The following is a 12,914-nucleotide window of genomic DNA, read 5'->3' on the forward strand; positions in this document are numbered from 1 at the left end:
ATGCTTTAACTCACTTCATCGTTCGCGAAGTGAGTTTTCCTTAGCTCGTAAAATAGGTTTTAACCAATAACTCAGTACTGTTTTCTCTCCGGTTAATATATCAACCGCGACTTGCATCCCTGGGATAATGCTAAAGGCAGAGTTTTGTTGCTGGTCTTCGTTTAACTGAATATGTGCGCGATAATAGGCGTTTCCGTCTTCCGTTTGTAAGGCGTCGGCACTCACGTAAATCACCTCACCTTTAAGTCCGCCGTAAATGACGAAATCATAGGCCGTGAATTTAACTGTCGCACCCAGTCCGTTATGAACAAACGCGATATCTTGCGGAGAGATTCTCGCTTCAACAATCAGGTCACTGTTTGATGGGATGATCTCAATGATCGGCTCGCCGGGGCGAACTACACCACCAATGGTACGCACAAAGATCTCTTTGACTGTGCCATCGACGGGCGCAACAATTTCGGTACGCTTGAGTTGGTCGGCAATCGCCTGCTGGCTTTCGTTTAGCTGCGCTATCTTGCTCGCCACTTCATTCAACTGACCTTGCACTTTGGTACGAAAATCTAAGGCAATGCTTCGATGATCCGCTATCGACTCTGAGTAGGCGGCTATCTGCTTCTGCGCAGCCACTTTTGAACTAGCAATATCACCTTTGAGCTTGACTACATCACGGTTGAGTTTAAGTAGCTCAACTTCCGCAACAGCACCGCTCGCTACCACGTCTTTCAGCATGTTGCGCTCACGAATCACAATCTCGAGGCTGCTTTCAAGAGTCTGGATATTATTGAGCGTATCGACACGTGCTTGGTCTTGTTGCTCGATACGAAGTGCCGCCTCTTCCAGTTCAGATTTCAACTGTCCTAAACGCTCTCGGTAGTTCGCCTTGGCATTCATTAACGCAGGGTGGCTTGATACATCAACCGTAATGTCTTGAGGCACCAAGACCACTCGCTCGTACCACTCTTTTGCGTCGTTATTTAAAACGACCGTCGACAGCTCAGCCTTTAATCTTAATTGCTGAGCCAGTAACGTATCCGCTTGTTGAGCCGACTCTAAAAACGCCGCCTTAAAACGTGTGTCTTCTAACTTAGCTAGAGGTTGCCCCTTCACCACAGATTGGCCTTGTCGCACCATGATCTCTTGAACCAGTCCGCCTTCTAAGCTCTGAATGGTTTGCACCGAAAGGCTTGGGACGACTTTACCTTCACCGATCACGACTTCTTCTAATGTTGCCCACGTTGCCCAGCCGATAATTGAGACAATGAGTAGAGCACTCAACCAAATCAGCTTACGAGAGCGGAATGCTAAGTGGTTGTTGGTCCATTGAATATCATTACTCATGACGACCTCCCTTCACCACAGATACCGTTTTGAAGCGACTGGTTCCTTTAGGTACACTTTTCTTCTGTAAAGAGAGAATTTCTTTAGGGTCACCTTCTGCCACGATTTGACCTTTATCCAATACAATCACTCGATCACACATCATCAAGAATGAAGATTTGTGGGAGCTAATTAGCATAGAGGTTTCTCTCGGCATACTTTGCAGCGCATTGAAGAACTGAATCTCGGCCTGATTATCTAACGCGCTGGTTGGCTCATCCATGATCAATAACTTTGGACAACGATACAGAGCTCTCGCAATGGCAACGGCTTGACGCTGACCACCGGAAAGTAACCGACCGCCCTCACCAACAGGTGTTTCAAGGCCATTGCTTAAGCGTCCCATGTAACCATTCAAACCCGACTGTTGAAGCGCTTGTCTTAGCTTTTCTTCATCAACGTTGGTCGCACCAAGCGTAACGTTGTCGTAAACACTGCCAAAAATAAGATTGGTGGTTTGCCCTACCCAACCCATGCCACTACGCAGAACACTGGTTGGCCATAATTGCCCATCAATCTCTTTATAGAAAGCTTGCCCTGTTGTTGGCAAATACTGGCGCGCAACAATCGATAGTAGGGTTGTTTTACCCGCGCCTGCCGCGCCCACAAGACCAACTCGCTCACCCGGTTTGATCTCAAGGGAAATCTCCTTTAATGCAGGGCTTTGAGTCTCTGGATAAGTAAAAGTAACTTCATCTAACCTAACCCCACCATCAAAGTCTCCTTTATCGATAACTTGGTGTTTGGACTCTTCCTGAGGTAGCTCCATAATCTGATTCAGCCCTTCTACGGCCGAACGTGTTTGTTGGAACCTCAGCAATAGAAGAGAAAGCTGGTTCACCGAACTTGCAGCGCGCCCACTCAACATCACAACGGCTATCAAACCACCCATACTCAGCAAGCCTTCAGAGATCTGATACACACCAAAAATGATCAGAGTGATGGTAACGATTTGCTGACTGGACTGAATAGAGTGCGTCACGATATTGGAGTAATGACGAGATTGAGTCTGCCATTGAGAGAGCGACGAAATCGTCTGTTCCCAACGTTTCTGAGTGATTCCCTCAGCATTGTTTTGCTTGATATCCGGAAGGGTTGTTAAGCAATCAAACAGCTGTGCTTGTCTTTGTGTCGAGAGGCGTGCGGTTTCATCGAATGTTTTCTCAACTTTGCCTTTCATGGCGATGCTCAACACAATCAATACCAACATGATCGCGACAGGGATGAACATCATCGCGCCACCAAGCCAGCCGATAAGGAGTAGGAATAACAAAGTGAATGGCAAGTCGACCAGAGTGACCAAGGAGATGGAGGTAAAGAAATCTTTCACGCTATCGAAATCTTGAAGCTGTCTGGCGAATGCGCCTACCGATTGAGGTCGATTTTCGAGCTTCATACCAAGGACTTTCGAGAACAGCTGAGAAGACAACTTGTTATCAATATAGCGCCCAGCCATATCAGTCACAGAGCTTCGTGAGCTTCTCAATACCCAATCAAAAATAACGACAATACCAACGCCTGCAGCCAAGACCCAAAGCGTGTTAAACGCTTGGTTTGGCACCACGCGGTCGTACACATTCATGGTAAACAGGGGAACCACCAACGCAAGCACGTTGATCAAGAACGAAGCGATAAACAGATCGCGATACCAAGGCTTCACTTCTTTGACCACACGCCATAACCAACGGGTGTTGGACTTATTCTCGCTACGTTCATGGGACTGAATACGCGCATCATCAAGCGCTTGAGCACCCACTTGCCAAACAAATGAGTCCACTTTAATGACTAAGTCTTTAAGGAGAATCTGTTGGCTTAAGTTAGATTCACAATTCAATACTTGAAAGTCGCCACCGGAGCTTTGGGTTACGACAAGAGGAGACCCTGTCGCGGACTCAACAGCAACAACAGGGAACTGACATTGATTCAGTAATTCTTTTTTAACGTGGCTCAGCGTTAACCCCGATTTCTCAATCGCTCTTGGAAAAAGAGATTCATTGAGCCTGCCTTCATCTAAAGGTAGGCCAGACACTATTTTGGAAGGGTGACTGCGAACATTAAAATGCTCACACAACCACTCAACACAAGCTAGCCAGCTGTCTTTTTGTTCTACCAATCTAAACTTCCTTTTATAGACTGTACATCTAACTTACAGCGTTAAATTATTGTCATCTATCATTTTTTGTAAAATTTGAGCCTCTGATACGATGCTACTATCGCCGTGAGTCAAGTCATCGTAAGTGATATCGGTTAACAAGATATTTTGTTGAACGTCATCGTCTCCATTAGGTTTAATAGAAATGGTCACGCCTTCACCAGACTCATCCAAATCAAGGTATTGAGTAGCCCCTAGTCCCGTTTCAATGTCTAAGCTTCCTAAAATACCCGAGAGGTCAATTGCATCAGTGTCTGGAGACGCATCAAAATCTTGAATCACATCGTAGCTTGGGGCTTCTACACTCCCTAAGCCTGAAGATGCGAATACAAAATTATCAGAGCCCGTACCGCCAATCAGCAGGTCATTATCATCTGTTGCGGTGATGGTTGAATCACCTTCATCCACTAATTCGACCGAGACAATCTGTGATAAGCCCACAGCTTGGTCATTGCCTAGCTCTGCCGCAGGTTCAATAGTCAAATCAAAGGTTATTGCACCACTGTAACCACCGGTAATAGCCAAGTCGGCGACATCCTCTAGATTTACGACGTACTGCCCATCAACATAAGACCCGTGAGATAACGTCAACCCTGAAGGAATATCGTAAATAGTGATAAACCCTTCTTCAGAGGCTGCTGGATTAATCAAAGATAACTCGAGCCCTAGCGGAATTGTGCCGCTGGCTTCCGCCACAATCGATGAGTATTCAAGACTCAACAGAGGAGCGTCGGGTTCAGGTGTGATGATGAGTGTCATGTCTTGTGAGCTCGGGTCACCAGTATCAGTCACTAGATTTCCAAGTACCGTATTTTGATCAACGGTTTGCCCTGTGATCGTAATATCAAGGTTGCCAAATGCATCGCCAGCAAAGAATTCGAGTTCATTCACAGAGCTTGCTGCCACTAAGATGGTCGCTTGTGCTGTTCCATTCCCTAACGTTACAAACGCACTGGTTTCCGAGCCAATTCTAATTCGGTCTAAACCGACGAGTCCTGTTGCGTCAGAGGTCGCATTCACTGTCACTGTGATTGACAAAAACTCGTCGCTGTTGGTTTCAAAACTATTGGCATCAAGAGGAATAACAATAACGTCATCCTCACTTCCCGTGAGCTGTTCAGGTAAGTCAAAGAACTCAACCTTATCGCCGATTGGGTTAACACCAACGGTAAATTCAGACTGAGTGTAGCGAATATCAGTAGTGCCAATTTCTTGAGTAATCGCTTCCAGGGTTAACCCGATATCACCACTAAAATCTCTTGGTGGTAAAATAACCAAATCAGAAAGCTGACTTGGGTCTAGTTGCCATTCATAGGTTGCACTTCCATTAAATGACCCACCATCAGGGCCATTGTTTGGAACCAACTCATAGGTGTCCCCTACTTTAATCGCGACAACTGCGCCTTCAGGAACTCCCTTCAACGAAAGCGACATGTTTTCAGAACCATCTTGGTCAATCAGCTCTGCGCTAAGTGATGACAGCGAAATGTAATTATCTTCATCTCCGATAATATCCTCTGTTATCAAGTTCGCCGCATCAGCGACTGGCTCAATAGTAATAGTCACGACCGCCGTTTTATCTTGCGTATCCGTTTCTGTCACGCAATCCGCTTCATCGGTAATATTTGCTGTCACAGTGAGGGTGATTTCACCACTGTAGTGCTCAGGTGGCGTGACTAAAACATCACTCAAACGGCTAGGGTCTGTGACCGTCCAAGTCCCATCGCCATTGTCAACTAACAACCCGGTGTCAGTTGGAGTTTCAGACAAGGTCGCTCCATTCGAAATGCTCACCGTTAGAGAGTTAACGGTTTCTTTACCGGTAGCGCTATTGCCTTCACCAGTGATTAATTGTCCATCTTCAACGCTATCACCAAGAACCAGTTCAAGGTTAAGGTCTGTCGCGATGTCTTCTTGAATGGTTGTGGAGTCGGCTTCAACCGTAATGTCATCGACCACAGGCAGAACTTGGATACTAATGGTTTGGGCCGTCGTCACCGTATCACCGCTACATGGTGAGGTCTCAATTGTCTCTATGGTGAAATCAATACACCCTGCAAAATCTTCATCCAAGCCCGTTAACGTTAGTTTCGAAAGTCCATCTGCAGTGATTGAATAACCGACGATCTCACCAGAAGCATCGTATTCAGCAATCACACCATCACCGGAGATCTCAACGCCTTCAGGAAGTGAATCGGCAGGAATATAGAAAGAGATTTCATTGTCTGGATCACTGCCAACATCGGTGTTTAGCAAGCCAGTGAGATCAATATCTTCCCCTTCAGGTGTTTTAATTTCGCCATCGGGTTGAATCGGGCTTGGTGGGCCAACAGGGTCACAAGAACCGCCCCCGCCGTCATGACCAGTAATTTGCAGCGGGAAAGTCGCATCAATATATCTCGCATCTTCACCATCAATCACACGAGCACGAACCACAATATCCAGTACCGGAGTATCACTTGGGCTGGAAATCGTCGCATTATCTAAAATGTACGCTGCGAGTTCTTGGAAAGAGTCACTCGTTAACCCATCCGCAGATATGATCCAATTCCCAGAGCTATCTTGAGCGGCACCATTAGGGTGCTCAACAATCAACGAATAGCCGTCGGGAATCTCGATCAAAATATAATCGAGGTACTCTGACCCATCGATATCCGCGTCGACGAACGTCACGGCGTTAGAGATATCAACAGGCGAGCCGTCTGTACTCTGTAACAGCTCTGTAGAGCCTTCTAATCGAGTATCTAGCTCGACACGAGCATCTACAGTCACGCTAATAGAACCAGTAATATCTTTAATATCCGTTGCACCAGTTGGAGAAGTATCCGTGACTTCATAGGTGATAGGAATCGAGAATGTTCCGCTTAAATCTTCTGTCGCTGTAACAGAAAGCCTGCCGCTGCTTAGAAGATCCGAAAGCGTTGGCGTTGTTGAGTCCAGTAGAGTATCCAAATCTAAGCCTGAAGCTGGGACCTGAATAACACTCCCATCAAAATAAAGAGTGAGATCTGCAGGTAGGCTATCAATGACATATCCCGTCAAGGATTCGCTGCCATCAATATCCTGATTAACCGAAGGCTCAAGGTTCAGGCCGATTTGACTGTCTTCGATGCCTTGAGTAATGACCACTTGACCGTCTTCTTGATCAACGACCGGCGCTAGCTCTACTTTAAGTGTCATCGGAAACTCGCCCGAATCACCATCGGGCTCAGTTGAGATAGCAATAACGGTGAGTTCTAATTCACCACTAAAATCAAGAACTGGCTTGAGATACAGGTCACTCAGCTGAGCGTTAGAGACTTGGAATACAGGCCCTGTCACATCATCAACATACGCAATCGTTAGCGATACTGGCTCACCCATCGCATCCACCAGCAAAGTGCCTTCAGGAATGTTGGTAAGCAGTATGTTGATCTCTTCTGAAACATCGTCATCCGTCGTTTGTATGAGGAAGTCGAGCTGTATTAACCCATCTTCATTTAAGACCGATTGGTTGCTGATGACTTTACTGTCACTGTCGTATTGCCAATGGCCATTACCACCATCTACCGCGATAGGTTCATCCACAACACCTTTCAAAAAGATGTTGATGGTTTTGGTATCGCTTGACGCTTGCCCATTGATAGGAATAAGTGAATCGATCGTCGACTCGGTCGCTATCGCTGTTACGTTTATTGACAGGTCTTCAGTAAAGGAACTGATGTCTTGTTTAGGTTGAATATAAGCAACACCATTAGCGATTGCTTCGGCAGTGACTGAATAAGAGTTATTGCCTATCTTTGCGGTACCATCGCCTTCAACAGACCAACCATCTTGAACTTGGATAATATAACTTAACGATTCAGAACCATCGGTGTCCGCCAAAGCGCCTTCAATAACGTCTTTGAGGTAAATAGCTTCATCCTCTAGTCCCTTATAGTCTTTAACAGACACATGAGGAGTATCAGCATCAGGTGAAATATCGACAGTAACGGTATGTACAATACTTGCCGTTTTATCATCTGGGTCAGCGAATGAATTGCCAGACTCTGTTGCAACCGCAGTAATCTCAAACTCAAAGCGACCCGCTAGGTTGTCGTCAGCCCTGATTTCCATTTTATCAATCTGAGCCTGTGTGTAAGATTTCCCTTCTTTGACTGCGTTGCCATTTAACGTCAAATTCAAGCCGTCAGGAATCCCACTAATCTGGTAGCTCAATGTTTCTGACGTATCTTGATCCACCAGCTGAGCTGTTATGTCCAAACTAACTGGGTCTGAGTCATCTTCTACTGAATGATAGGAGAACACGGAAGCCGACCAATCCGGTGCATCAGCCACCGGCAAAACAGACACTGCAACATCAGCAGTCAGTTCTTTAGGATCCGTATCAGTGCTAATGATTGCGTTGATCGCTAGGATAACCGTTGAGGTGGTATTGGATTCATGAAGCGCGGGACGATAAGTCAACTGTCCATTAGGCCCAGTGAACTGACTATCAATCGCTACCAATTGACTTCCAGACAAGGTGACCTTGCCGTCTACAACTTGAAGCAACACCCCATCAAGGTACAAGCTACCACCGTTTAGCGATGCTTCTGAGAACTCGATAGCAGTAACGGTTTCGCTTTGGTCCACGTCTCCAGTTGACACACTCACAACAATAATGGCGTCGTTATCTTCTGTAGTTTCTGAATCTTCATAGCGAATAAAACCTTCGTTATCATCTAGGACAAGCTCTGCGGTACTCGTGACCTCATCACCATCCGCATCACGAACCAAATAATCAATGTCATCAACGATCTTAGGATCAGCAGGATTAGTCGTTACATTTGGGTTCGTGGTTAGTTGATAGCTACCATCAGGTGAAAGGGTAAACTGACCATAAATAGAATTATTGTCATAAACATTAATTAGGTCAATTGTGATAGGAGTACCAACATCATCAAAGGTATACGTGACATTTCGATAGGTGAAGCTAATGATTTCCGCACCATCAGCCCCTGCAAATTCCTCTGTCAGGAACTTCCCATTAAGGTTATCACCCTCAACCATTTCAATTGCCCCTGAACGCGCAACCGGAATGGCATCTTTCACGTTCACTTCATAGATGGCAGGGTCTGAACTATCTCCATCTGCATCGTTAACAGTTAGTTCAAAATTAAGAGCCAGATTATTCTCTCCATCAGCATTGGCGTGATCGAGAGGTGCATAAAGGTCGAACTCTGTTGTCCCGTCAGTATTAAAACGAATCCTAAATATATTGTTTCCATCAGAATCTTGACCGTAATACCAACCATCAGAATCGACAGCTTGCAGTGAAATATCTTTCCCTGCACTCGAATATAAAAGTGCATCAAACGCAGCGGTGTTGACCGTCACAGAGACAACATCATCGGAACCTTCGATTATTCCTAACGAAGGGCTAGAACTTTCAACACCAGTCTGTTCGCTGTCCCCCAATAAACCATCTTCATCGACAGAGATTTTTCCGATAACAGTAATTTTAGGGTTTGCACCATCGTAAATCTTAATATCAGATTCTTGTGTATCTCGTGAACCATCTGAATCGATGGTGACGATTGAGGCAGGAATCGACAGCTCTGTGTCCTTCACACCAGTTCCGTGGTCTATTGACTGGTACAAATCAATCTCAACCGTAACATTCGTGGAACCATTGGCTTCTAAGCTAAAATTCTCAGGAAGTCTCACTTGGAAAACAGCATCGCCATTCGACAACACCGCATCAAACGTTCCATCCCCATTATCTCGCCAAGACAATGCTTCTCCATTACGCGTCACCGGCTCACCATCACTATCGAGAACGGCTTGGCCAGTTGTCACATCTAACCCCAAGAACACGAGTGGATCGTTGCCCGCACTCACGGCTAAGCTTGCACTCGCTGTTGTTCCAACACCAGACGGGGTTGTATCAGCAACAGGGTTTTCACTCAACTCGACCATGCCAGAGCCAATCGTAGGTTCCCCACCATCCGTAATCGAGACGTTCAAGGTTAATTGAGTTTCATCGTTGTCATCATCTTTTGCTGTGATGACAAAAGGAATTTGGTCGGTTCCATTCGTTTGGTCGAGCCCCTTGAATAGTTCAAAGGTGTAAGTGACATCAGTATCGGCCTCACCTGACAGAGAGGTAAAGCTTAGGGTGAACGCTTTATTTTCAGCACTTTCAGAGCCAACATAACCAGTAAGTTCATTTCCGCCTGCAGAGACCACATAGATGATCTGTACGTCCCCACTAAATAACTGCGGCTGATCTCCAACATCAAAAAATACAGACTCAACGAAATCACTTCCGACGTTGAGATTGAAAGTGCCAGTATCTGAAACACTGCCGTGAATAAGATCTGATTCGTCCACAGCAGCATTGCTAGTTGAAGTTAATATTGGGTCGGCTCCATCCTGGATGATCCAATCGAATTGCCCTTGCACTAAAGAAGTACCATCTAAATCCGTTCCATCAATAATAAGTGGCAGGGTGATGGAGTCGTTGCTGAACAGGTGGTTTATAGGCTGTTCTAACACTAATGTGACATCTGTTAGAACATCGATACCACTAGCGACTGCACTCAACGCTAGCGTGAATATCGTTTCACCATTTGCTTGTGCGGTAATCGTTTTACCATCATTCGCTAACGTGTAGGTTAGAGGAAAGTTCTCACCTCCGGTCGTCAAGCCCAAAGCGTCTAGCTGCACCAAGGTACTAGCATTAAATACAATAGAAGCGGGATCTGGATTATCTGAGCCAGCGGAAACGGTAAACTGCCCGACTACAGTTTGAATTCCATCAGACACATCACCTTCAGTGCTGGTCGTTGTCCCATCAACAACTAGCCCTGCATCACCATCAAAAATATCAATGACAGCCGTACCATTGCCAAAATCGCTGCTGATATCCACGGCGACATAATTAAATGTCATGTTTTGAGTGACGGTATGATCGAGGTTTCTATTCGCGACAAAATTCCAATGACCATTCGCAAATACAGTCAAGGTGCCTTCGCTAATAGTAAATGAAACTGGAGTACCACCGACAATCGTTTTGGTCGTGCCATCAACTTCCACGCTTTGTATTGTTAAACTACCATCAAGGTCTATATCATTATCTAGTACATTACCCGATGTAACCGCACCTTCTACCACTTCATAAGACTCATTTAGAACAAGGGGGTTAGAGTCTTTGATTACAATCGGAAGATGGCCTAATACCAATTCTTTCGTGCCATCTAAGTCCGTTTGTAAACCCTCAATGACTAAAGCTGTTTCAATTGAATCTAACCCCGCCTCTTGATCAACCGCTTTGTAAAAGCTGATATTCACGTTAGTGCCAGAAATTGAAGCGTCGAAAACTTTTGTCCCGTCACTTCTCACCCCAACTAGGTTTTGTTGTCCAGGGTATACGGTAACGACTATCGAAAGTCCCTGAGACGTTAGAGACTCCAAAAGGTTTTGTTGCTCACTAAATGAGAATTCGGCAAAATCGATGCGAATATCAGAGGTCTGAGTTTGATCTCCAAAAATCCCGACAACAGTTTCTGAGAACACAACCGACTCGGGCAGGATAATGCTTGGCATATCATCGATAGCTTGATTGCCTACCGTATTAAAAACTTTGGCATCAACCGTCCATTCTGAGGCCAAGTTTAGGGACGAGACATCAATATTTTCAACAACCCAATTACCTGATGCATCAACGATACCCTCAAACACAAGAGTCTGAGAGCCATCATTAACTTCAATATAAACAGGAAGACCTTCGGCAACATTGGTTGTGCCTTGCATGGTTGTAAGTTGGCCGCCACGAAATGCCAAAATGCTAAAACCGTCTAGCGTATCAATGTCTATAACAGGCGAAACAGTATCAATAACAATTTGCCCTGCGCTATTTATTGCTGAAGCAGGGTTACCGGCAACGTCAACGGTGTCAGCCTCAATTTGAATGCCACCATCGGAAAAGCTGGTTAGATCCACACCTTCGACTGACCAAGCACCATCAATCACGGTTGCTGTCAGCACTATGACATTCGTTGTGCTGTCAGAAATACGAATATTGACCGTTTGGCCATCTTCTACGTTCTGTACCGTACCAAAGAATTTAGCCGACTGAATTTCGAAGCTATTGAGGACACCGTCACCACCATCATCAACCGCAGCGGTGATGTTCGCTAGCGTATCTTTCACGATCGTGTCGGTCGCTGTTGTAGGGTTTCCAGCAATATCGATAGTATTAGCAACAACGGTTAGCTCACCTTCTGCAAAGCTTGAGTAGTCTTGAAGAGTCAGAGTCCAAGTTCCGCCGGATACTTCCGTTGTGTATTCTTGTATCGTTCCTTGGCTATCGGTAATTGAAATGTTGATGGTTTGCCCATCTTCTACATTGGCAATCGTACCAACTAGCACCCCATTCGATATTTCAAATTGATTGTAAAACTCATCACCAAAGCCATCGAAGTCAACCTCAATGTTGGCTAATGTGTCTTTGATTGTGGAATCGTTAGCTGCAATGCTATTACCAAAATCATCAGCAATGACCGCGTCAACTTGAAGATCCCCCTCCTCCAATGAAGAGAGGTCGACGCCATTGACGACATACGTTTCATCGCTTGTGATGGCTGTGGTGGTTACTGTGTTGCCATTAACATCAGTGATGGTCAGAACAACGGTACGCCCGTCTCGAACATCCACAGCCGTGCCCGTAATCGTGACACCGGGTACTTCAAACTGGTTTTCGTAACCGTCTCCACCATCCAAAATATCTACGGTTAAGAGTGCATTAGGTAACAGAATATCAAGGTTACCCTCATTCGAAGTTGTATCTTCGTCGACATATTCTGTAGGACGCGTATCAAAACCCGCCTCTGCAAGCGTTTCATCTAAGGTGGAACGAACATAAGCAATAAAAGAGGCACTGGAACTAGGTTGGTCATTTACTGAGTTAGGCTGTTGAGGTGCGCTTTGAATGTTGTTAACGAGTTCGGTGACCACCTTTTCCAACTGTTGTTCAACAGCGGCGATTTGTGGTTCAGTTAAGGGCTGAGCCTCTTGTAAATTCTGAGGTTCAATGCTGACGACTTGCACGCCTTCAACTTTTGGCTGCGTAGCAGGTAATTGAAGCCAAGTACCATCAGGGAATACTTGCCAAACAACACCACCAACTTCGATATATAAAATAGGATCCATCCTAAACCTCTTCCTTACAAAAGCGCTGACCTTGAGTACATCCATTTACTCAATAAAAGGCTGGATAAATCAGCGAACTATTTCTAATTAATACTAGCAAACAACAAATCATTAACAGTTAATTAATTATCACTAATACGCTGTAAAGTAAACTGATAGGCTGTAACTTACATTCCGTTATATGCAACATCACAAAATACATTCAATG

General features: G+C 45.3%; 3 protein-coding genes. All 3 read right to left on the reverse strand.

The genetic code is table 11. From position 1 onward, the window contains the following. Nucleotides 1-15: 15 nt before the first annotated feature. From MSG34_RS01370 to MSG34_RS01380, 3 genes are read right to left on the reverse strand one after another with little or no spacing between them, the layout of a single operon-like run. Complete coding sequence (locus MSG34_RS01370; protein ID WP_059017393.1) at nucleotides 16-1,341, reverse strand: HlyD family type I secretion periplasmic adaptor subunit; 1,326 nt, start codon at nucleotides 1,339-1,341, stop codon at nucleotides 16-18. Then, nucleotides 1,334-3,493, reverse strand: coding sequence for a type I secretion system permease/ATPase (locus MSG34_RS01375; RefSeq protein WP_248336072.1), 2,160 nt, complete (start codon nucleotides 3,491-3,493; stop codon nucleotides 1,334-1,336). The genes MSG34_RS01370 and MSG34_RS01375 overlap by 8 nt, the downstream gene beginning before the upstream one ends. 33 nt (nucleotides 3,494-3,526) lie before the next feature. Next, on the reverse strand, nucleotides 3,527-12,706 hold the full coding sequence (locus MSG34_RS01380) for a type I secretion C-terminal target domain-containing protein (protein WP_248336073.1): 9,180 nt from the start codon (nucleotides 12,704-12,706) through the stop codon (nucleotides 3,527-3,529). Nucleotides 12,707-12,914 lie beyond the last annotated feature (208 nt).

This window comes from Vibrio sp. 1CM2L (assembly GCF_023161695.1).
Lineage (GTDB): Bacteria > Pseudomonadota > Gammaproteobacteria > Enterobacterales > Vibrionaceae > Vibrio > Vibrio coralliirubri.